This is a genomic window from Sphingomonas kyeonggiensis (genome assembly GCF_014204495.1).
In the GTDB taxonomy this organism is placed as follows: Bacteria; Pseudomonadota; Alphaproteobacteria; order Sphingomonadales; family Sphingomonadaceae; genus Sphingomonas; species Sphingomonas kyeonggiensis_A.
Map to the genome: position 1 here is coordinate 232254 of NZ_JACHLN010000003.1, position 21825 is coordinate 254078.

20 protein-coding genes are annotated in these 21825 nt (G+C 67.0%); 9 read left to right on the forward strand and 11 right to left on the reverse strand.

Annotated elements, in window-relative coordinates; genetic code table 11:
• The gene (cyoC, locus tag HNP52_RS15395) at positions 1–636 is read left to right on the forward strand and encodes a cytochrome o ubiquinol oxidase subunit III (protein ID WP_184168521.1); all 636 of its coding nucleotides are present in this window, start codon (positions 1–3) and stop codon (positions 634–636) included.
• Positions 633–983, forward strand: a complete 351-nt coding sequence (gene cyoD / locus HNP52_RS15400) for a cytochrome o ubiquinol oxidase subunit IV (RefSeq protein WP_184168522.1) — start codon at positions 633–635, stop codon at positions 981–983. Before cyoC ends, cyoD begins: the two co-directional genes overlap by 4 nt.
• Before the next feature lie 62 nt (positions 984–1045).
• On the opposite strand, the gene HNP52_RS15405 is transcribed toward cyoD, so the two are convergent.
• On the reverse strand, positions 1046–1693 hold the full coding sequence (locus HNP52_RS15405) for a hypothetical protein (protein WP_184168523.1): 648 nt from the start codon (positions 1691–1693) through the stop codon (positions 1046–1048).
• Positions 1694–1981: 288 nt separating this feature from the next.
• Here HNP52_RS15405 and rplK point away from each other — a divergent pair, with 288 nt between their 5' ends.
• Both rplK and rplA read left to right on the forward strand, forming a co-directional pair.
• Entirely contained in the window at positions 1982–2413 is a 432-nt protein-coding gene (gene rplK / locus HNP52_RS15410) for a 50S ribosomal protein L11 (RefSeq protein ID WP_184168524.1), read from the forward strand.
• Positions 2414–2417: 4 nt separating this feature from the next.
• Positions 2418–3110 carry a 50S ribosomal protein L1 gene (rplA, locus tag HNP52_RS15415; RefSeq protein WP_184168525.1) on the forward strand — a complete coding sequence of 231 codons (693 nt, stop codon included), beginning with the start codon at positions 2418–2420 and terminating at the stop codon, positions 3108–3110.
• Positions 3111–3352: 242 nt separating this feature from the next.
• Here the strand turns inward: rplA and HNP52_RS15420 are convergent, their stop codons facing one another.
• From HNP52_RS15420 to HNP52_RS15435, 4 genes are all read right to left on the reverse strand, one after another.
• Positions 3353–3817 carry a winged helix DNA-binding protein gene (locus HNP52_RS15420; protein ID WP_184168526.1) on the reverse strand — a complete coding sequence of 155 codons (465 nt, stop codon included), beginning with the start codon at positions 3815–3817 and terminating at the stop codon, positions 3353–3355.
• A gap of 15 nt (positions 3818–3832) precedes the next feature.
• A complete protein-coding gene (locus tag HNP52_RS15425; RefSeq protein WP_184168527.1) occupies positions 3833–4264 on the reverse strand; it encodes a hypothetical protein in 432 nt (143 codons plus the stop codon).
• A gap of 45 nt (positions 4265–4309) precedes the next feature.
• Complete coding sequence (locus tag HNP52_RS15430; protein WP_184168528.1) at positions 4310–4654, reverse strand: hypothetical protein; 345 nt, start codon at positions 4652–4654, stop codon at positions 4310–4312.
• A 67-nt stretch (positions 4655–4721) separates the two neighbouring features.
• Positions 4722–5195, reverse strand: a complete 474-nt coding sequence (locus HNP52_RS15435) for a helix-turn-helix transcriptional regulator (protein ID WP_184168529.1) — start codon at positions 5193–5195, stop codon at positions 4722–4724.
• Positions 5196–5453: 258 nt separating this feature from the next.
• Between HNP52_RS15435 and HNP52_RS15440 the strand changes: the two genes are divergently transcribed.
• Complete coding sequence (locus HNP52_RS15440) at positions 5454–7247, forward strand: hypothetical protein (protein ID WP_184168530.1); 1794 nt, start codon at positions 5454–5456, stop codon at positions 7245–7247.
• Between the two features lie 52 nt (positions 7248–7299).
• On the opposite strand, the gene HNP52_RS15445 is transcribed toward HNP52_RS15440, so the two are convergent.
• The gene (locus HNP52_RS15445) at positions 7300–9810 is read right to left on the reverse strand and encodes a TonB-dependent receptor (RefSeq protein ID WP_260396180.1); all 2511 of its coding nucleotides are present in this window, start codon (positions 9808–9810) and stop codon (positions 7300–7302) included.
• A 453-nt stretch (positions 9811–10263) separates the two neighbouring features.
• Between HNP52_RS15445 and rplJ the strand changes: the two genes are divergently transcribed.
• The 3 genes from rplJ (at position 10264) to HNP52_RS15460 (ending at position 11584) form a co-directional block, all read left to right on the forward strand.
• Positions 10264–10779 carry a 50S ribosomal protein L10 gene (rplJ, locus tag HNP52_RS15450; protein WP_184168532.1) on the forward strand — a complete coding sequence of 172 codons (516 nt, stop codon included), beginning with the start codon at positions 10264–10266 and terminating at the stop codon, positions 10777–10779.
• 54 nt (positions 10780–10833) lie between these two features.
• Positions 10834–11211: a 50S ribosomal protein L7/L12 gene (gene rplL / locus HNP52_RS15455; RefSeq protein ID WP_086130246.1), complete on the forward strand. Its 378-nt coding sequence runs from the start codon at positions 10834–10836 to the stop codon at positions 11209–11211.
• A gap of 97 nt (positions 11212–11308) precedes the next feature.
• Entirely contained in the window at positions 11309–11584 is a 276-nt protein-coding gene (locus tag HNP52_RS15460) for a hypothetical protein (protein WP_184168533.1), read from the forward strand.
• A 263-nt stretch (positions 11585–11847) separates the two neighbouring features.
• Here the strand turns inward: HNP52_RS15460 and HNP52_RS15465 are convergent, their stop codons facing one another.
• A complete protein-coding gene (locus tag HNP52_RS15465) occupies positions 11848–12993 on the reverse strand; it encodes a hypothetical protein (protein ID WP_184168534.1) in 1146 nt (381 codons plus the stop codon).
• Between the two features lie 164 nt (positions 12994–13157).
• On the opposite strand from HNP52_RS15465, the gene HNP52_RS15470 reads away from it, so the two are divergent.
• Positions 13158–15158 (forward strand): acyltransferase family protein, encoded by a 2001-nt coding sequence (locus HNP52_RS15470; protein ID WP_184168535.1) that lies wholly within the window; start codon positions 13158–13160, stop codon positions 15156–15158.
• A gap of 127 nt (positions 15159–15285) precedes the next feature.
• On the opposite strand, the gene HNP52_RS15475 is transcribed toward HNP52_RS15470, so the two are convergent.
• The 4 genes from HNP52_RS15475 to HNP52_RS15490 form a co-directional block, all read right to left on the reverse strand.
• Positions 15286–16698, reverse strand: coding sequence for a pitrilysin family protein (locus HNP52_RS15475; protein WP_184168536.1), 1413 nt, complete (start codon positions 16696–16698; stop codon positions 15286–15288).
• A complete protein-coding gene (locus HNP52_RS15480) occupies positions 16698–18089 on the reverse strand; it encodes a pitrilysin family protein (protein ID WP_184168537.1) in 1392 nt (463 codons plus the stop codon). The genes HNP52_RS15475 and HNP52_RS15480 overlap by 1 nt, the downstream gene beginning before the upstream one ends.
• 349 nt (positions 18090–18438) lie before the next feature.
• Positions 18439–20388, reverse strand: a complete 1950-nt coding sequence (locus tag HNP52_RS15485; RefSeq protein ID WP_184168538.1) for a CocE/NonD family hydrolase — start codon at positions 20386–20388, stop codon at positions 18439–18441.
• A 115-nt stretch (positions 20389–20503) separates the two neighbouring features.
• Positions 20504–21793: a hypothetical protein gene (locus tag HNP52_RS15490; RefSeq protein ID WP_184168539.1), complete on the reverse strand. Its 1290-nt coding sequence runs from the start codon at positions 21791–21793 to the stop codon at positions 20504–20506.
• Positions 21794–21825: the final 32 nt, after the last annotated feature.

A 21825-nucleotide genomic window follows, 5' to 3' on the forward strand; every position in this document is an offset into this window, starting at 1 on the left:
ATGACCGACCACGCAATCGACCCCCAGGCCGCTCCGGTCTGGCACCTCACCGAAGAAGAGGAGCATCATGAACCTTCGGGCGGAAGCCCGACGGTCCTGGGCTTCTGGATCTACCTGATGAGCGACGCGCTCATCTTCGCCTCGCTCTTCGCGATGTTCGGGGTGGTGGCGAGCGCCTATGCCGGCGGCCCGGTGCCGCGCGAGATCTTCGACCTGAAGCTGGTCGCGATCAACACCGGCCTGCTGCTCGCCTCGTCGATCACCTTCGGGGAAGCGATGCCGCACATGGAAGCGGGCCGGGTCGGCCCCGTCCGCTTCTGGCTGGCGCTTACCGGCCTGCTCGGCGCGGGCTTCGTCGCCATCGAGCTCTATGAGTTCTCGCACCTGATCGCCGAGAATGCCGGGCCGGACCGCAGCGCCTTCCTCTCGGCCTTCTTCACCCTGGTCGGCACCCACGGCGCGCACGTGACGATCGGCCTGGTGTGGATCGTCACCATGCTGATCCAGCTCGGCCAGCACGGCCTCAACCCCGCGACCAGGCGCCGCCTGATCTGCCTTTCGATGTTCTGGCACTTCCTGGACATCATCTGGATCGGCGTCTTCACCTTCGTCTATCTGTATGGAGTGATCCGTTGAGCACCCCGCACGAAACGCCCGGCACCCACGGGCACGGCAATGGCCACCGCATCGGCTCGCTGCTCGCCATCGTCCTGACGGTGATCCCGTTCTGGCTGGTGATGAGCGGATCCCCCCTCTCCCCGGCCTGGACCGCGGCGGTGATCTTCGCCTTCGCGATCGTCCAGATCATCGTGCACGTCGCCTTCTTCCTGCACCTCGACACGCGGTCCGAGGGCGGATGGACGCTGCTCGCCTTCCTGTTCACGGCGGTGATCGTGATCCTCACCATCGGCGGTTCGATCTGGGTGATGTACCACCTGAACCTGAACATGATGCCGATGCCGGATATGGGCGCCGGTCACTAGGGAGACCGGCGCCCTGCGGGGGATCGGCCAACTAGGCAGGGCCGATCCCCCTATTCCCCTTCTCAGATCGAGATCTCCGTCCACTCGATCGTTGAGCCGCCGCCATTGTTCGTCTGGTTGCTGCTCGTGTTGTAGGCGCCCATCTTCGGGTAGAAATAGCGCCCGCTCTTGAGGCTGCCGTCATAGACGGTGCCGGCCTTGTCCCCATCCGGGTTCGACTTTTTGCAGACCACGCCGTTGATCCGGTATTCCGGGCTCTGGCCGGTGCTCACCGACACGCTGACATCGTAGGAGCTGCCGATCACCACGGTCGGCGCACCGCTGCACAGCTGGCCGCCCTGCACCACGTAGAACTCGAAATTGCCGCCCGACTTGGGCCGTACGGCGAGCTGGGTGATCGGCTCGGACGGGCCCGAGGTAGCGCCGGCCGCAACGACGTTGAGCACCTGCATCACGCTCACATATTTGCCGCCGCTCACCAGCTTGAACCGCCCGCTCGCCGAGACGCCGGTGGTGCTGGACGTGCCGCGCAGCTCCGCCCTGCCCGGCGTGCTGTCGGTGCGCTGCTGGATGGTGAAGCGCTTGCCGCCGCTGATGTTGGTGATGCTGCCGCCCGAATCGGTGTCGGTGGTATAGGCCCAGGCGACGCCGGCGGTGGCGAGGATCAGACCGGTGGCCGCCAGCAGGGCGGTGCGATTATGCTTGAACATTGCATCTTCTCCAGGCGCCTCCTGGATTGCCCGGCGCTTCTGTGCGAGCTGGTGCTCGTGTCGCCGGTGCCGGCACCCTGCGAATTGTCAGGCCAGTTGGCAAGGCCCGATTGCACCGCTGCGGCGGCGCCATGTGCCTTGCCTTTCCCCCCGGGATGCGCTAGGCGCGCGCCCTTCCAAAGCAACAGCTACGGAAATCCGCGGGAGGCCGTGTTCGCACGGCCGCTTAACCGCTCGACTTGATCTGGGCCCCCAGCTTCGCGTGAAGGGTCCGCGAAAGAGAGTGACATGGCAAAGAAGATTACCGGCTATATCAAGCTGCAGGTGCCTGCGGGCGCCGCCAACCCCTCGCCGCCGATCGGCCCTGCCCTGGGTCAGCGCGGCGTGAACATCATGGAATTCTGCAAGGCGTTCAACGCCCAGACCGGCGACATGGAGAAGGGCACGCCCCTCCCCACCGTCATCACCGTCTATGCGGACCGCTCGTTCTCGTTCGAGACCAAGACCCCGCCGGCGACCTATCTGATCAAGAAGGCCGCGAACCTGAAGTCGGGCTCGAAGGAGCCGGGCAAGGTTTCGGCAGGAAAGATCGCTCGCGCCGAGCTGACCAAGATCGCCGAGATCAAGATGAAGGATCTCAACGCTAACGATATCGAGGCGGCCACCCGCATCATCGAGGGCTCGGCCCGCGCGATGGGCCTCCAGGTTGTGGAGGGCTGATAACATGGCAAAGCTGACCAAGAAGCAGAAGGCATGGACCGTCGACAGCGAGAAGCTGCACGGCGTGGACGAAGCGATCGCGATCGTGAAGGCCAATGCCACCGCCAAGTTCGACGAGTCGATCGAAGTCGCGCTGAACCTGGGCGTCGATCCGCGTCACGCCGACCAGATGGTCCGCGGCGTCGTCACGCTCCCGAAGGGCACCGGCAAGACCGTGCGCGTCGGCGTGTTCGCCAAGGGCGCGAAGGCTGACGAGGCTCGCGAAGCTGGTGCGGACGTCGTTGGCGCCGAGGACCTGCTCGAGATCGTCCAGGGCGGCAAGATCGAGTTCGATCGCTGCATCGCGACCCCGGACATGATGGGCCTGGTCGGCCGTCTCGGCAAGGTGCTGGGCCCGAAGGGCCTGATGCCGAACCCGAAGCTCGGCACCGTGACCATGAACGTCGCCGAGGCCGTCAAGGCCGCCAAGGGCGGTCAGGTCGAGTACCGCGTCGAGAAGGCCGGCATCATCCACTCGGGCATCGGCAAGGCGTCGTTCCCGGCGGAAGACCTGCGCGCGAACTTCGACGCGCTGGTCGACGCAGTGGTCAAGGCCAAGCCGTCGGGCGCCAAGGGCAAGTACCTGCGCAAGGTCGCCCTGAGCTCGTCGATGGGCCCGGGCGTGAAGGTCGACGTCGCCGAAGTCGCGGCTGTCTGATCCCAGCACACCGCTGAAACAAAAAGGGGCTGGGAAGAGCGATCTTCCCGGCCCTTTTTGCGTCCGCACGCCCTGGCACGGCATCTCGATATCCAGGCATCCGCGAGTTCGGCAGCTGCGCCTCGGCCTTCGCCGGGGAACCGAGAGAGATACGCGGGAGCACCCGCAAGGCCGCACGCCCAGACAGAAAAAGGGCCGGGACATCGCCCCGGCCCTCTTCGCCCCACAAAGCACCGGATGGTTCAGGCCACCGCTTCGCCCGGCAACGCCGTTTCCGCCTTCCAGGTACCGCGCACGCGCCGCGCCCAGTCATCGACGCGGCGGATCGCCTCCTCGGTGAGCGTCACGATGCCCGCCCGATTGTCCATCGGGTTGGGCGAGCGGACCACCAGCCCGGCGCTCTCGAGCAGGGCAAGGTGGCGGATCGCCGTGGTCTGGGGCGCACCGCTGCCGATACAGGCACTGCTCACCGATACCGGGCGCCCCTTGGCGGCCGCCAGGTAGAGATCGAGCAATATGTCCCAGGTCGGCTCGCGGAACTGCCCGGCGATCGGCCCGAAGGCATCGTCGCGCAGCCGTCGGGCACGGTAGATGCCCTCCACCAGGTCCGCCGCCTTGCCGGTGAACCCGACACCGCCCGCTGCCGCCTTGCTGGGCACCGCAGGGCGCTCATGCAGGCGATACAGGGCATTGTCCGCCTCAGCCATGATAGGCCTCCCCGGTCAGGACCAGGCGGGATCCGCTCCATAGAGCTTCAGCCGCTGGCGATGCCGCACCGCGCCGATCGCGATCAGCAACGGGCTGGGATAGCTCCACGCCGCGTTCGCCACGGCATAGGACCATGGCATCAGCGAAGGCGACAGGATCAGCAGATGCGTGATCACCGTGTTGAGCTTCACGGCGGCGAGCCACATCGGCCAGTAACGCTGCGCCTTCAGCGCCAGCACGGTCATCGCCAGGAACAGGCACGTATCGACCGTGAGCATGCCCATCTCGAGCTGGAAGAAGCGATGCGCGCCGGTGGATGGCGTGAAAGCCGAGGCCGCGACCGCGGAGACCAGGATCCCGACGGCCGCACGTTCCGGCGTGCCGCCCCGCGCGAGCGCGTAGAGGCAGCAGCTTACCAGCAGGGCGAGGTAGATGAACTTGCTCATGCGACATGATCGCACCAGTGAAGCTGGTCCAAGTCAACGCCTCCATCACGCTGCGGCCGCGATTTTGATGATCGCAGGCTCCATCGCCTCGTGACCGGGCGTTTCATAGATGTCGCCCTCGCCGATCACCTGGTGGCGAATGCCGACGCTGCGCAGCTCGCCATGCGCCTTCTTGATGTCCGAAAGCGCGCCGAAGACCTTGGCGGTGGCGGCACCGACATAGTCGACGGCATCCTGCGCCTCGAGCGGGTGGAAAGTACCGTCGACCCGCGCAGTGAGCACGGCTGTGCCCATGGCGAGAACCTTGAGCGCAGCCTGGTTCACCGCGAGTTCCGCGGGCTGGAGCGAACGGGCGATGCGCACAGAAGCGATCTTCTTTGCAGAAGGCATGAGTCCTCCTTCGCGCAGCCACAATGCTGCGACGTGGTTGATGGTCCGGCTTTGGAAGAGACCTAGTTCAGCTGGTAATGCGCCAGAGCGCGCCCAGCCCATTGAGGAAGTTGGCCACCGCGATCAGCATCAGGATCGAGAGACCGAATATCCACATCAGGCGGTTGAGCGGGTCCAGATCATTGGTTTGCCTCCCTTGCCTCAGAAACGGAACCCGAAAGCGCGGTTCGGCTTCGGACCGTTTCGGTGGCAATGGAACTCCCGAATGCACCGTTTCGGCAAGGTCCACCGGCTCGGCCCCCAAATTTTGGGGGGGTGTTTCCGGGGGCTGCGGAGAGGCATCTTCGTGCGCGGTGAGGATGCGCGCGGCCTCGCGCCGGCTGGATACGCCGAGCGTGCGGGCCGCTTCCTTCAAGTAACCATCGACCGTGAGCGGCGACAGGCCGAGCGCGAGGGCGATTTCCTTGGACGACATGCCGCGCGCGACAAGCCGCAGGCAGTCACGTTCACGTGCAGTGAGTTGCTCGATCGTCCCGGTCACCATCGCTGCCAGCTTTTAGCCATCGCGCGTGGAAATCCAACCGAGTTGGTGTGAAAGAGTGTGAGTTTCCGCGTAAAATCGCGTTGGGAAAAACGGATCGCATGCAAATGGGAATCCAGCCGAAACGGCCTTCCTCCTCCCGCTAGAAACACCTGCGTATCCGGGCCTGGCCGAACCGCCATCGTGCGCTTCCTTCCCCCCGACGTAACGCGCATAGTAACGCACTAACGATATAGCGGGAGAGGCGATATGCGGGGCATGCGCGCGATTTTGGCACTGGGCCTGATCGGCACGGCTGGAAATGCCGTGGCACAGGAGGCGAATCCGTCCGGCCAGGATGCCGCGATCGTGGTGCAGGGACAGCGCGACCGGCCGAGCAACTGGCGCCAGGCCGAGACCGATCACGTCGTGGTGATCAGCGACGGCAGCGAGAAGGAGCTGACCCGGATCGCCCATAATCTGGAACGACTCCATTTCCTGCTTTCGGTTCTGCTCAACCGAGTCGACCGGCCGGACAACACCCGCAAGCTGCGCATCACCCTGGTCGGCAACGGCGCCGAGTTCGACGCGATGGATCTGGCGAACCTGCGCTATTCGCCCGGCCCCTATGCCCGTGCCTTCCCCGAGCCGGCCTATTATGATCCGCGCGAGGACGGTGCGGTGTTCGCCGCGAGTCGCTTCGACCAGAAGGCCCTGCTCGAGCCGGGACAGTCGCTCGCCAATATCCTTCCCGACCTGGTCCGCGCGACGACACCGGCGGCCGATCCCGCCGCCGGAGCATCGGGCGAGAACCCCGGCACGGCGGCCGCGCTCGCCGCCGGCCAGGCCGGATCGATCGCGCGATTCGGACGGGAGGACCCGCTCGCCCTTTCGGTGAACGAGCTGGCGGTGCCGATCTCGGCGGAGGGCCGCATCTACGCCGGCTATGCGCGCCATTTCCTGGTCACCTATTTCCCGCATGCCTATCCCCGCTGGTATGTCGACGGCTTTGGCGAGCTGTTCGCGACGATGGCAGCCGAGGGTGATGCGAAGATCGAATATGGCCGCGCGCCGGACGGACTGCGCAAGGTGCTCGATCGCTATGCCCGCACGCCGATCGCGGACGTCCTGACCGGCCGCTATCTGAGCGACCGCAAGGCCGCGGAGCGCTGGACCCCGCTCCATGCCTGGGCGCTGACGCACATGCTGTTCTTTTCGAACACGCGGCGCGGCCAGCTCCACGCCTATCTCGCATCGATCGCCGCGGGCGAGTCGATGGAGCGAGCAGCGGCGGCATTCGGCGACCTCGGCAAGCTGCAGGCCGAGCTTGCCGCCTATGACAATGGCAAGCTGCCGTTCGAGCAGATGTCCTATCCCGCCGATCGCGCCGGCGAACCGATCGTGCGGCGGCTGACCGAAGGCGAGGCCGCCTTTGTGAAAGGACGGCTCGAGCTCGGCTCTCGGGTCGAGCTGCCGCCCGCCTCCGGCGACCCGAAGCTGGACAAGGCGCGGCGGGACGCGATCGCGCACCGCGACGACTGGCTGCGCAGCCTGCGCCGCGACGCCACCCGCTACCCGGCGAACCTCGACGCGCAGCTGCTGCTTGCCGAAGCCGAATGCCGCAGCGGCAACGGCACCGAATGCGCCGCCGCCGCCGGCAAGGCGCTGGCGATCGCCCCCGGCAATGGCGACGCGCTTGCCTGGCGGGGCATAGCCCAGACGCGGATCGCGCTGGCGGCGCCGGCGGCGGACAGGCAGGCGATGCTGAAGAGCGCCCGCGTCACCATCGCCCGTGCCAATCGCGCCGACAGCGAGAACCCGCTGCCGCTGCTCGCTTATTATCGCAGCTTCGCCGATGCGGGCGAGGTCGCACCCGATGTGGCGATCGAGGGGCTGATGAAGGCGGCGGACACCGTTCCCGCCGCCCCTGCCCCGCGATTGCTGCTGGGCGAGGCGCTCGCCGCACGCGGCAGCACCATCGCGGCGCGCGGCGCGCTGCTGCCGGTGGCCAATGGCCCCTATGGCTCGCCCGAAGCGCTTCCCGCCCGCGCGCTGCTCGCGACGCTGAAATAGAAAAGGGCCGGGAGCATCGCCCCCGGCCCTTCCTTTTCAGTCGATCCGCCGATCAGAACTGCGACGAATAGGTCAGGAACCACTGGCGCGGCGCAATCGGATAGGCCGAGTAGCTGTTGGTCGCCGAACCCACCGAGATGGTCGACCAGCCCTTGATGTCGCCGAGATTGGTGACGTTCAGGCTGAGCTTCGCCTTCTTCATCCCGACCATGTCCGCCGGCAGGTCGACGCCGACGCTGAGCGAGGTGAGGAAGTAGGAGCCGATGCTCGCGTCGTTCGAATAGGTGGTGTAGCGGCGGCCGACATAGTCGCCCACCAGCTGCGCCTCGATCGGGCCGACATTGAGCGTTGCGACGCTCTTGTTCATCCACTTCGGCGTACCCGGCAGCTGCTTGCCGCAGGTCGGGACGACGCCGCCCACCACCAGATAGCCGCCGATGCAGCTGCTGGTCGCGCCACCGATGCCGGTCGCGGTCGAGCTATAGTCGCTCTGGTACTTGGAAAGGTTGTACGACGTGGCGTTGTAGAACGAGAAGACGCGGCCGAAGCGCAGCGTGAACGCCGCATCGACGCCGTTGGTCTTCACGTCGCCCACGTTCACCAGGATCGAGGTGCCGCCGGCGATCTGGCCGCCCGCGATACCGCCCGGATTGGTCGAGATCGCCAGCAGGCGGTCGCTGAAGTCGACATGGTAATAGTTGACCTGTGCCTCGAGCCCGATGCCGCCGCCGAAGTTGCGGTGGGTGCGCAGGCCGGCTTCATAGGTCCAGCTGCTCTCGGGCTTGCCGTCATTGGCGAAGGCGTTGAACGCCGCCTGGCTGCCGGTGAACCACGGGCCGCCGCCACCGGCCAGATATGCCTGATACTGGCGCAGGTTCTTCTGGACGTTGAAATAGACTTCCTCGTGCCCGTTGACGTCATAGGTCGCGCCCACGGCCGGCAGGAACCACTTGAGCGTGTTGATCTTGCCCTCGGGCAGGCCACCGGTCAGGCCGGAGAGCGAGCCGAGCTTGGGCTGCACCGGATACCAGCCATTGGCCCATTGCGCGCTGGTCTTGAAGCCGAACTGGACGAGCAGCGGCTCGAACACCTGCCAGGTGTCCTGGATGTGGAGCTGCAGTTCGTTGATCCGCGCCTCGCCCTGATACTGGGTGAACAGCGGCTGCATCACCCGGATCGGGCGGATGTACGGGGTGCTGAGCTCCGGGCTGCCGACGGGCACGGCATACCAGCGGCGCCACTGGGTGGTGCTGTTATGCTCGAACCAGCCGCCCAGCTCGATCTTGTGATTGCCCAGCTCGACGTTGAGCGAGCTGATCGCGCCGCCGCGATCGATGCGATATTCGGTGGTGCGGGTGATCAGGCCCGAGCCGCCGGTCGCCGCGACCATCGCCGCACCGACCGCTGCCAGCTGCGCGTCGGTGCGCGCGGTGCAGGCGGCGGGGCGCACGCCGTTGCCGTTGGCGGCGAAGCGGCAATTGGTCGGCAGCGCGGCATAGCCGGCATCGAGATAGGGCTGCGCCGTGGTGATCGACTGGCCGAGCGGGCCGGCGACGACGCCGACACCGTCATTGTGGTGATAATAGATGGTGTTGGTCAGCCGGATATTGTCGGCGATCTTCGCCTCGTACCGCGCATAGGTCAGGTGGTCGGTGCGCTGCGCGTCCGAATAATAGTTGCGGTAGTTGCTGCCCACCGCGGCCGGCGAGTTGCCCAGTGCGTTGATATAGCTGCGATAGCCGCCCAGGTCCGGATAGGAGAAGGGCTTGGTATAGGGCGTGTAGAGCTGCACCGGGGTGGCGGTGCCGCCGGCCGAGGGCTTGAAGAAGACGGTGGCGTCCTCGTTCGGCTGCTTCATGTCGTTATAGTCGAAGTACAGCGTGAACTTGCCGACCGAATCGTCGTGCACATACTTGGCATTGCCCTGCCAGCCGCCCTGCCAGCCGTTGAAGTCCCATGCCTTGGCCTTGTGGCGCGTGATCGCGAAATAGGCGGAGTCGGTACCCGCCTTGCCGAGGCCGGTGTCGAGACGCAGGAAGGTCCGCGAGGTGTTGTAGCTGCCGACCGTCTGGTTGGCGGTCACGCCGAAGCTCGGGGTCGGATCGGACGAGAAGGTCTCGATCGTGCCGCCCAGGTTGCTGTTCGACGGGGTCGCGAGATCGCCGGCGCCGGCCGACACGACGACGCGGGCGACGTTCTCCGAGATCACCGCGCGCTGCGGCGACAGGCCGTTATAGTTGCCGTAGCTCTGGTCGCCGAGCGGGATGCCGTCCATCGTGTAGCCGAGCTGGTTGCCGGCAAAGCCATGGATGAAGATCTGGGCGTTCTGCTCGTTGTTGCCCCAGGGATCGGCGGTGACATAGAGCACGCCGGGCAGCGTCTGGATCGCCTTGAGCGGCGAGACGCCCGGCAGGATCTTCTGGATCTCGCTGGCCGGGATCGCGGTCGCCGAGCGGGTCTGCTTGGCCGTCACGAGGATCGCCTGGTCGCCGGCATTCTCCGGTGCGCCCGCCTCGTCGGACGGCGCAGCCTGGTCCTGCTGGGCATAGGCCGGCGCGGCCATGGCGGTGAAGGAAAGAGCCGCTGCGCAAACAGTGGCACGAAGAACGTGGCGAGCCGTCATATATCCCCCTGGGAATCGCGGCTTCGTTGCGCCGCAGCATCGGCCCCTAGGCGGGGGATATGGCAGTCTCGTTCCGGTTGTGAGACACATTGGCGAAACGAATAAGACCGATCCGAGACACGCCGGAGCGTCCGTCACCGCCGTAATTGACTTATCCACAAATATCGCTATTGGCGCGCCTTCCTCCTTCGGGAGGTGACCGTCCGAGACAGCGAGTGCAGGGAATTTGCCCTGCTTAATCTCTCGCCTAGACGGGGACAGATTTTCACCGGCGGCTCCCTGAGCGGAGTGCGCGGGTCATGCCCAGGGATCTGGGCACGACGATCCTTCCCCTCGGACATTTTGTAACCGGGCATTTCCCGCAAGGGAGGTGCTCATAACGAGGAGACCGGCATGGATCGTTCCCAGAAGGCTGATGCCGTTGCCGAGCTGAACCGCACCTTTGGCGAGGTTGGCGTGGTGGTTGTCACCCGCAACCTCGGGATGACCGTCAAGCAGTCGACGGACCTCCGTAACAAGATGCGTGAGGCCGGCGCGAGCTACAAGGTCTCGAAGAACAAGCTTGCCAAGATCGCTGCCGACGGCACCGATTACGCGGCGATCGCCGACCTGCTTACGGGTCCGACGGCGCTCGCCACCTCGATCGACCCCGTGGCTGCGGCCAAGGTGGCGGTCGAGTTCGCCAAGACGAACGACAAGCTCGAAATCGTCGGCGGCGCAATGGGCACGCAGGTTCTCGACCAGGAAGGCATCAAGGCACTCGCCTCGCTGCCGTCGCTGGACGAGCTTCGCGGCAAGCTCGTGGGCCTCATCGTTGCTCCGGCAACGAAGCTCGCGACCGTCACGCAGGCACCGGCCGCGCAGCTCGCGCGCGTTTTCGGCGCCTATGCGGCCAAGGACGCCGCATAAGCGGATCTTGCTAGCTTATTTATCCCTAAACACCTGAATTGATTGGAGTTTATCATGGCTGACCTTAACGCACTTGTTGACCAGCTTTCGGAACTGACCGTCCTCGAGGCCGCTGAGCTCTCGAAGCTTCTCGAAGAGAAGTGGGGCGTCTCGGCCGCCGCTGCCGTCGCCGTTGCCGCCCCGGGTGGCGCTGGCGCCGCTGCTCCGGCTGCTGAAGAGAAGACCGAGTTCGACGTGATCCTCACCGGCGACGGTGGCAAGAAGATCAACGTCATCAAGGAAGTCCGCGCCATCACCGGCCTGGGCCTGACCGAAGCCAAGACTCTCGTTGAGTCGGCTCCGAAGGCTGTCAAGGAAGGCGTCAACAAGGACGAAGCCGAGAAGATCAAGAAGCAGCTCGAAGAAGCCGGCGCGACCGTCGAGGTCAAGTAAGCTTCCTAGCTTCTCGCTTTTCAGCGAACCAGATCAGGGCGGTCCGGCAACGGGCCGCCCTTTTCTTTTGGGGCGTGGCACGGCATCGAAAGCAGGCATGGCCGAGATTCGCTGCCTCGTTTGCCCACATGTGCTGGCCGGCACACGGCCGGTACGCGTGATGATCCACCACTGGGATGGTGACTGGCAGGCTGTCTGCGGCGAGTGGGATCATTCCCCCGCGAACGACGATTTCGACGTGATCTGCATCAGTCACTTGTTCGATCGCCAGCCGGATCTCGGCGGCCTGCGCATGCTCGCGCCCGAGCATATCGCGGAACGGGTCGACGACGAGTGGCAGGTTTCGCCCTTCGACGAAGAGGCCCCCGACTGATTCCTCCAGCCTTCCCGGAGCAGCGGCGCACCCAACCGGCCGCCCCGCTTGCAATGTAGGATTTCGCCTGCTGGGCTCGCCCGGCCGGCCTCGACCCGGCCGCTCTTTGTCGCCGTTGGAGAAATAGGATCACGCGCGCGCAACGATGTTGCGAGATGCGACGTGTTTCCGGGGAAACAGGGGAAATAGGCGCCGCGAAAACCCGCTCTTGGCCTGTACTTTGTGTACTTTCGCGAGTCGGCGCCGACCCGTTGTTGGATGGATCAGGCCGCCGCCATCTGCTTTGCGAGATAGCGGTTCGCCGCCAGCTGTCCGGTCGGCGCCGGGCGATCGAGCCAGATCGGTCCGAGCTTGTCGCCCTGCCCCGCCGTGCCCAGGATGAAGTCCGCGCCGAAGCGCCGGATGCTGAGCCCGCCGCGCCAGCGCAGGTCGATCAGCACGATCGGCACGAACATCGGCCGGCCGCCGACCTCGACCACGTTCACGCCCGAGCGCGGAATCGCGAGACGCACCGGCATACGGCCGCCGCCGCCGGCGGGCAGGTCAAAGGGTGGTCCGCCCGGCTCGCCCGGCGGGCCGCCATGGAAGCCGGCGATCACTTCGTCCTGCCGGGCATGCGCGCTCATCGCGGCATAGGCGACGCGGATGCTGTCGGCCGCGGCACCCGTGCCGTTGGCGATCAGCAGCTCGAATTCGAGCAGCACTTCATTCTCGCCAAACACGATCCGGTGCGGGTTGATGCCAAGCTCGAACGGCTCGGCGCCCACCGGTGCAGGTGCCCGAACAGCAGGCTGAGCGGGTGCGGGCGCGGGCGTCGCGCGACCAAGGCCCGGCGGCGGCTGGAGCGGCGGGGCGGCAACGGCCACCGGCTCGGCCTCATAAGCCTCCACCTCGTCTTCTTCCCGGCGGCGACGGCGGCCGAGCAGCAACCAGCCGCCCAGCCCGAGCAGCGCCGTGCCCCCGGCACCAGCGGCGGCCCAGAGCCAGGGCGGAGTTGCGGATGCCGGCTCGGGCGCGGGCTCGGTCTGCGCCGGCTGGGGGGCAGGAATGGGCTGAGCGACCGGGCTCGGCACCACCGTCGACGCCGGACTCGCGGCCGGCGTCGGCGAAGCCGCAACCGGCGCAGCCTCGCGCGGCGCCGGGGTCGCGCGGGCGACAGGCGCTGCGCGTTGGGGCTGTGGTTGCGGCGTGGCGGTACGGGCTGCCGGTGTTGGCGTGGGTGTCGGCACTGGCGCGGGCGTCGGGCTGGGTGCCGGCGCGATGCTGAACCGCTCGGGGATCACGCCGGGCAATTGTTGCGGCTGCGGGCGGACGCTCGGCGGCGGGGTGATGATCGGCGCGGGGCCGGAGCCCGGCGCCGGCGCATCCTGGGCATGCGCCAGCGGCGCGGCGATCGATGCCGCGGCCAAGCCACACAGCCAAACAGTTCTGAGCCTCCCAGCGTTCACCATCATTTCCTGGCCTTCCGAAGATGAACCGCGGCTGCACATCGCGCGTCATTCGCCGCATGTCGAGGGCGGATTGTCCCTGCCGTCTCCGTCCCTTACAGCGATGAAACACTGGGGAGACATTGGTGACTGGCGAGCGATCGGGGCCTGGCCCCGGCTATATACCGGCGATCGACGGGCTGCGCGCCATTGCCGTCACTTCGGTGATCCTCTTCCACCTCTGGCCCTGGTCGCTGCCCGGCGGCTTCACCGGCGTGGACATCTTCTTCGTCATCTCGGGCTTCGTGGTGACGGGTTCGCTGGTCGGCCGCGAGTTCACCAGCTTCAGGCAGCTTACGGCATATTTCTATGCCCGCCGCCTGATGCGGATCATGCCGGCACTGGTGGTGATGCTGCTTGTCGCGCTGCTGGCGTCGCAATTGTTCATCCCCGATGCCTGGCTGAGCAACAGCCTGTCCCAAGTCGCCCGTTTCGCCTTTTTCGGGCTCAGCAATGTGGTGCTGGCTACGGATACGGACAGCTATTTCGGTCCCCAGGCGGCGTATAATCCCTTCACCCACACCTGGTCGCTGGGCGTGGAGGAGCAGTTCTACCTGTTCTTCCCCTTCATCCTGTGGTGGCACCACCGCCTGCATTCGGGCGCCAAAGCCGTGCGGCTGGTGGCGATCCTCTCCGCCCTGTCGCTGCTGCTCTGCGCGGTGCTGGGCATCTTCGCCCAGAAATTCGCCTTCTACCTGATCTTCCCGCGCTTCTGGGAGCTGGGCACCGGCATGCTGCTCTGCCTGACCCGCGAGCGGTGGCAGCCCTGGGCGGCAGGCCGGCGATGGATCGCGCCGCTGGGCATGCTGCTGATCGCGGCGGGCTTCGCGATCCCCGAGGGACCGCTTTTCCCCTTCCCCGGCGCGCTCTTGCCGGTGGCGGGCACGTCGCTGGCGATCATGGCGATCCTTGGCGGCACGGCGCCGCGGGCGCTGGGCGGACGACCGATGGTGGCGGTGGGGCTGCTCTCCTACTCGCTCTATCTCTGGCACTGGCCGGTATTCGTGCTGTTTCGCTGGACCGTGGGGCTGCACACGCTCCAGCACCAGCTCGCCGCGCTGGTGATCGCGGTCGCGCTGGCGATCTTCTCCTATTTCCTGGTCGAGAAGCCGCTGCGGTCCAGCCGCCGCCTCGCCGGCTGGCCGCGCGGGCGGGTCGTTGCGGTGGCGGTGGCTGGCGTTCTGGTTGCTACTCTAGGCGGGCAGTTGCTCATCTCGGCGCATAACCGGATCACGCTGAGCGTCACCCGGGATCGCTTCGCCTGGTATGCCGAGCCCCGCCGGCCCCTGCCGCTCGACCTTACCGGCTGCGCGCCGATCGATGCCGAGGAATGGCTCGGCGGGGGTCGAATCGCGACCTGGACTGCCCGGTGCGCGCAGGGGGAGGGATTCACACTGTTCGTCCCAGCCGACTCGCACGGGCTGGCTTACTCGCCCGCTTTGCGACGGCTCGCCGCCGAGACGGGCGCGCGCGTGCGGCTCTATTTCAAGCCCGGCTGCCCCTATCTCAAGCTCATCCAGACCCATGCCTCGCGGCCGCGCTGCACGGCCTGGTACGAAGCGGTGGAAACGGAGATCGCCGCCCGCTCGAAACCCGGCGACGTGGTCTTCCTCCCCGGCCTGCGCCTCACCCGCCTCGCCAACCAGTTCGAGAATGACCGCGACCTGATCGGCGCCCGCGAGGATGTGGTGTCGGACACCGCGCTTGTCGAGGCCCGGGGCATCACCCAGAGGCTCGCCGCCGGCGGCGCCCGGCTGGTGCTGGAAGCGCCCAAGCCGGTCTTCCCCAGCCCCGTCTTCCGCTGCGCCGACTGGTTCAACCGCGCCAACCCGTCGTGCCACGGGCTGACAATCGAACGCGAGCAGATGCTCGAGCGCCGCCGCCACGTGATGCGGGCGATGAGCGCGCTGGTCGCCAGCGAGAAGCCGACGATCCTGTGGGACCCCCTGCCCCTGTTCTGCCCCGGCCAGACCTGCGAGGCGCTGCCCGGCGGACGGCCGCTGTTCTTCGACGGCGACCATCCGAGCGGCCTGGGCAACGACCTTGTGTACGCCGACCTCAAGCGGACGGTGCTGGGGGTTCGGTAGGGCGATGGCGCCCGGCAGGAGCGGTTCCCCGGCGAAAGCCGGGGGCCAGGGTCACAAGCCGGTCGGCAGAGAAACCCTGGGCCCCGGCGTTCGCCGGGGAGCAGCCAAAAGGCCTATCCGCAATAAATCACGGCACCGTCACCGTGGTCATCGGGACGTTCGCCAGCTCGGGCTGGGCCTTGAGCTGGGGCACCACGGTCTTGAGGTCGCCGACCACGACCAGGGTGAGCTTGGCGAGCGGATAGGCGGCGTTCGCGGACGCCATCATCTGCTCCGGAGTCACCGCCAGCACCGCGGGCACATAGCGCTCGGTCCAGTCGCCCGGCAGGCCGAGGATGTCGCGCGTCGCCAGCGTGCCGACCACCGAGCCCGAAGTCGAGTTCGAGATCGCGAACAGCCCGGCCATATAGGTACGGATGCCCTTGGCTTCCTCGGCCGGGACCGGCTCGGTCTGCATCCGGCGGATCTCCTTGAACACCTCGTGCAGCGAGTCGCCGGTATGCTCGGTGGTCACGTCCGCCTGGAAACCCCAGAGCGCCTGCTCGGGGGTGAACTCGACGTCCGAATAGGGCGAATAGGTATAGCCCTTATCCTCGCGGATGTTCGTCGTGATCCGCGAGCTGAACGCGCCGCCGAGCAGCGCATTGGTGACGCGCTGGGGAATGTCGGCGTCGGTCCCCGCCCGGCTCGCATCGAAGGCTAGGCGCAACGTCGCCTGCGGGGCGCCGGGGCGATCGACCAGCACGATCTTCGGACCCGGCTGGTGCGGGCTCTGCAGCACCACCGGATCGGGACCGGCCTGCCAGCCGGCGAACGCCTTCTCGATCGCCGCCTTCACCGCCGCCGTGTCGAACCGGCCGGCGACATAGAGCCGCGCGCGCTTCGCGCCGAACTGGCCGGCATGGAAGGCCTTCACCTGGTCGATCGTATAGCCCTGGAGCTGCGCCGCGCTCGGGATGATCCGGCCATAGGGGTGGCTGGTGCCATAGACGGTGCGGCCCAGCGCAACGTCCGCCAGCGTGCCCGGCTGCGACAGCGCGACCGAGAGCTGGCGGCCGAGATTGGCCTTCACCCGGGCAAGCTCGCTCGCCGGCAGCGTCGGGCGGACCGCCACGTCGCTAAGCAGCTGGATCGCATCCGGCGCATATTCGGAAAGCACATTGGTGCTCACCGTGGTCGACTGCATGCCGGCGCTGACGTTGAGCTGGCCGCCCATCCCCGCCGCGGCGGCGGCGAGATCGGACGCGGTCTTGCCGGCGGCACCTTCCTTCATCAGCGCGCCGGTGACTTCGGACAGCCACACCGCATCGCCTTCATTGACCGCGCCGGCGCGGACGCGCAGCGACACGACCGTCTTGGGGGCGATGCCATAGGGGATCAGCGTGACCTGCAGCCCGTTGGGGAGCGTATAGGTCTCGGTCGCCGGCAGCGTGAACGGCTTGGGATCGGCGATCGGCGGCGCGGGCGGGAACCTGTCCTGCGCCAGCGCCGGGGTGGTGACGGCGACCAGCGCCGTGAATGCGAGGAGCGCGCGCTTCATCACTTGCCTCCCTTGGCCTGGGCACCCGGCTCGATGACGTAGACCGAGCGGTTGGTCGTGCGGAGATATTCCTGGGCGGTCTTCCGGATCAGCTCGGGCGTCACCTTGGCGAAGCCCTGCTCGATCCGGTTCACCGCGGTCGGATCATTGTCGAACAGCGCATAGACGGCGAGCAGGTCGATCAGCCCTACCCGGCCGCCCCCGTCGATCGTGCCGTACAGGTCCGAGCGCATCTTGGTGCGGGCGCGCTGCAGTTCGGCGGCGCTCACCGGCTTGGTGCGCAGTTCCTCGATCACCTCGTCCACCGCCCTGGTGATCTGCGCGGTGCTGTGGGTCGGGTCATGGGTGAAGCTGAAGCTCCACAGCATCGGCCCGCGATAGTTGAACATGTTGCCCAGATCGGCATTGATCCCGCCCGACAGCTCGCCGGTGATGCCGGTATCGGTCACCAGCTTGCGGAACAGCCGGCTGTCATCGCCCTGGACGAGGATCTGGTCGATCAGCCCCATCGCATACCATTCGGGCGTGCCGCGATCGGGCACGTGATAGCCGGCGGCATAACCGGGCTTGGGCGCCAGCGCATCGACCCGGCTCTTGAACTTCTCGGCGGTCTGGCGCGGCTCGGAAATGTCCGGCTGCTTGACCGGCGCGGCCGAGGGGATCGGGGCGAAATACTTCTCCACCATCGCCCGGGTCGCGGCGTAATCGATGTCGCCGGCGATCACGAGCACGGCGTTGTTCGGCCGGTAGAACTCCCTGGAGAAGGCCTGGGCGTCGGGCACCGTCGCCGCCTCGATCTCCTTCAGATCGCCGTAGAAATTGTGGCTGTTGTACCAGTTGGTGTTGGCCAGCATCGGCAGGTCGATCCACGGCCAGGTGCTGTAGGGCTGGTTGAGGACGTTGACCTTGACCTCGTTGCCGACCACGCCCTGCTGGTTCTTGAGCACGACATCGTCGATCACCGGATTCTCCATCCGATCCGCCTCGAGCCACAGCATCCGCTCGAGCGCGCCCGAAGGGACGATCTCGTAATAGTTGGTGAAGTCGAAGCGGGTGGAGCCGTTGTTGACCCCGCCCGAATTGGTGATCGTGGTGTCGAACACGCCCTTGGGCGCGTGCTTCGATCCCTGGAACATCAGATGCTCGAACAGATGGGCGAAGCCGGTGCGGTCCCGCGGCTCCACGCGGAAGCCGATGCCGTAATAGACACCGACCGTCACCGTCGGCGCGATCGTATCCTTGGTCAGGACGACGCGCAGGCCGTTGGGCAGCGTGAAATATTGCGTGTCGACATGCAGCTTGCTCGCCGCGGCGGGCTGCGCCGCCTGGGCATGCGCGAGCGCGGGAAGCGCAGTCGCGGCCAGTGCGAGCGCGAGGCTCCATTTACGCATCAGTTCCTCCGAAGGATGAGTCGAAGGTGAGTTATTCCATCGGCACACCGAGATGGGAAGAGGTTTAGGGGGTTTCGCTCCACGGAGCGTCTCCGGGTTCAGATGCAGCGGCTGGTTCAGCGGTTCCCCGGCGAAAGCCGGGCCCCAGGGCCACAAGCGGGACGGCAGAGAAACCCTGGGCCCCGGCTTTCGCCGGGGAACAGAGAGCTGAATGGTTGATACCCGAAACCCCGCCGCATGAGATCCCGGCTTTCGCCGGGATGACGAATGGGGGCGGCCAGAGAGTGCGCTGATGAGATGACGCGGGATGCGGGGGAGGATGCAGTGGCGGCCCCTCCCCCGTTTCGCCTTACTTCTGCGCGTTCGCCGACTGGTCGAGCGGCACCACGGGCAGCAGCACGCTGCTCGAGTTCGCGCCGCCATACATCAGCGTCACGGTCGCCTTCTGATAGTCTTCCGGCTTGGCGAAGAAGATGTTCGGCACGAACTTCTGCGGGTTGCGGTCATAGACCGGGAACAGGCTCGACTGGACCTGCACCATGATCCGGTGGCCCGGCTGGAAGACGTGGTTCACCGTCGGCAGGCGGAACTTGTATTCCTGCACCTTGTTCGCCGGAATGGCGGTCGGGTGCTCGAACGAGTTGCGATAGCGACCGCGGAAGATGTCCATCGAGATCGGCAGCTGGAACCCGCCCATCTCCTTCTTCGTCACATAGTCGTCCGGATAGACGTCGATCACCTTGACCACGAAGTCACCGTCGGTGCCCGTGGTCTTGGCGAAGATGTCCGCCAGCGGCGCGCCCGAGACGCGGACCGGGGCGGTCAGCACATCGGTGACATAGGTCATCACGTCCGGCCGGCCATCGACGAAGCGCTGGTCGGTGACGAGATAGGTCGACCAGCGACCGTCCTGGAAGTTCACCGGACGCGGCAGATGCGGCACCGGCTTGGCGGGATCGGAAACATAGCTGTCCGAGCCGGCGGCCGGCTTGTCGAAGCCGAGGCTCTCGGCGGGCTTCAGGTAGATCGGAGTCAGCTTGGCGTCGCAATTGGCCTCGCAGGCGAGCGGCCACTTGTTGAGATAGTCCCAGCGGTTCTCGCCGGTGTTGTAGAAGCTCGCCTTGGCCGGGGTGAAGGGCGGTGCGCCGTCCTTCAGATAGGCGTTGAAGAAGGGCAGCAGGATATCGCGGCGCGCCTGGAGCGCGGTGTCGCCCTCGAAGTTGAGCTGGCCGAGCGTCGAGCCGTTATAGTTGAAGCCTGAATGGCGCCACGGGCCCATCAGCAGGAAGTTCTTGTCGGCCTGCGGAGTCTTCTGCAGCTCCTCCCAGGCGTGGATCGCGCCGTACATGTCCTCGTGATCCCAGATGCCCTGCTCCCAGAGCGTCGGGATGTTCGAGGGGTTGGCGGCGAGCAGCTTGTCGAGCGCCTGGCCCTGCCAGAAGGCGTCATAGGAGACGTGCTGGCTCATCTTGTTCCAGGCGGGCAGCTGGTCGTAGCCGAACTTCTTGGCCCAGTCGCCGGCCGAGCCGACCTTGCGGAAGGTCTCGTAGTCGTCCCAGTCGGGGCGCGGCGGGGCCTTGCCGGCGCCCTTGTAGCCGGTCTGCGCGCCGATCCAGCCGATATTGGCGAGACGGAAGGCGCCGTGGTGGAACCAGTCGTCGCCCATCCAGCCGTCGATCATCGGGCTCTCGGGCGCGGCGACCTTGAGCGCCGGGTGCGGGCCCATCAGCGCCATCACCACGGTGAAGCCCTCGTACGACGAGCCGAGCATGCCGACCTTGCCGTTGGTCTCCGGGACGTTCTTCACCATCCAGTCGATCGAATCATAGGCGTCGGTGATGTGGTCGACCTTGGTCGGGTTCAGCGGGCCGACCGGCGGGCGGGTGATGACGTAATCGCCTTCCGACTTGTACTTGCCGCGAATGTCCTGGAACACGCGGATATAGCCCGCCTTGACGAACACCTCGTCGCCCTCGGGCAGCGTGTTGATCATCTTGCCGCTCTCGGTGCGGACGACGCGGCCGGCGGCGTTATAGGGGGTGCGGGTGAACAGGATCGGGGCGTTCTTCGCGCCCTTCGGGATGATCATCACCGTGTAGAGCTTCACCCCGTCGCGCATCGGGATCATCACTTCGCGCTTGATATAGTCGGCCGGGAGCGCGGGCGGCTGGAAGTTGGGCGGGATATCGTTGAACGCGGCGGGCGCCTGGGCCGGCGCGGGGCTTTCCTGGGCCTGGACGGCGGTGGCGGTGAGGATCGCGGTCCCCGCGGCCAGTGCGAGCAACGACTTCTTGTTCATGTGATGTTATCTCCCTGAGGAATGGCTTCTCGTAGGCCCAAATCCCTCCGCAAGGAAAGAGCCCGCTCCTCCCTTTCGGAAGAAGCGGGCTCTTGTGTCCTCGATATGTCAGGGATCAGGCGTGCTCGGGTTGGCCGTAGAGTTCGGCGGCAAGGTCGTCGGTCACGTGCGGGCGCGACGCGCCGATCGCCCCGATGCCGCCTTCATAGGCCGGGCGGCCGATCCGGAACGCGGCGGCGGTGCGCGCCTCGCTGCCGTCCGGCAGGGTGTAGCGGGCCTCGGCGACGACGACCGGGTTGAAGACGCGGCCCAGGTCGCCCTTCGGCACCGCGAGGTGGGCGTCGACCCGGGTGCCGTCGCCCGGCTCGATCGAGACCGGCGGGACGATCGTGTCGGCGCGGCGCTCGGTGAGCATGCGCTCCATCTCGCTGCCCTCGGCCTCATCGGCGAGCATGAAGCTCGAGATGCGGACGTTGCGAGCCTCGGTGTCGCCCGAATTGCCGACGGTCAGCTCGAAATCGACCATCGCCTCCTCCTCGGTGGTGCCGGCGCTCACCGGGCGCAGGCCGAGCTCGATCCACGGGCGGTGCGCGACCGGGGCGGTGGCGTCGGCGACGCCGGCAAGGTCGTCCTTGCTGGCATCGGCGAGCTCGGCTTCCTGCTCGGCGACGACCGGCTCGATCGCGGGCGGGACGACGCGCGGATCGATGCGCTCGTTGACGGGCGGGACGATCACGGCGGCGTCGGGCGCGGCAACCGGCTCCACGGCGACGGGGGCGACATAGGCGGGCTCGACATAGACCGGATCGGTGGTGGTCGCCTCGTCGTTGCGGCGGCGACGGGCGAGCAGGAACACGGCAAGGCCGGCGACCAGCAGCGCGACGCCGCCGAGCAGCCACGGCCAGGCGATGCTGGTGCTGCTGGTCTGCTCGGTCGTGGTGGCGGTGTCCGCCGTCACCGGCGCGGCGGCTTCGGGCGCGGGCGCGGGCTCGACCTGGGGCGGCAGCGGCTCGGGCGCGGTCTGCACCGGCGGCGACGGCGGGGCGACCGGGGTCTCGGCGGTCGGCGCCGGGGCGGCCTGGCGCGCGGGGGCCGGCGCGGTGCGCGTGGTGGTGGTGGTGGTAGTCCGCGTCGTGGTGGTGCGGGTAGCGGTCGCGCGGCGCTCGGCCGGCGCCGGCGCATCCGCGGCGGCGGCACCGCGCTGCTGCTCCTCGACCGACGGGATCGACTGGACGACCGGGGCCGAGGGCTGGATCACCACCTGCGGCTGGGCCGCCGGCGCGGGCGCAGGTGCCGGAGTCGTCATGATCGGCGGCGGCGTCACCTGCTGGGGAGCGTCCTGCGCGAAGGCAGGAACGGCGAGGAAAGCGGCGCCGAGAAACAGCGCGGCACGGGTGGTACGCATTACAGGTCTCTCCTTCATGTCGCAGGTTCAAT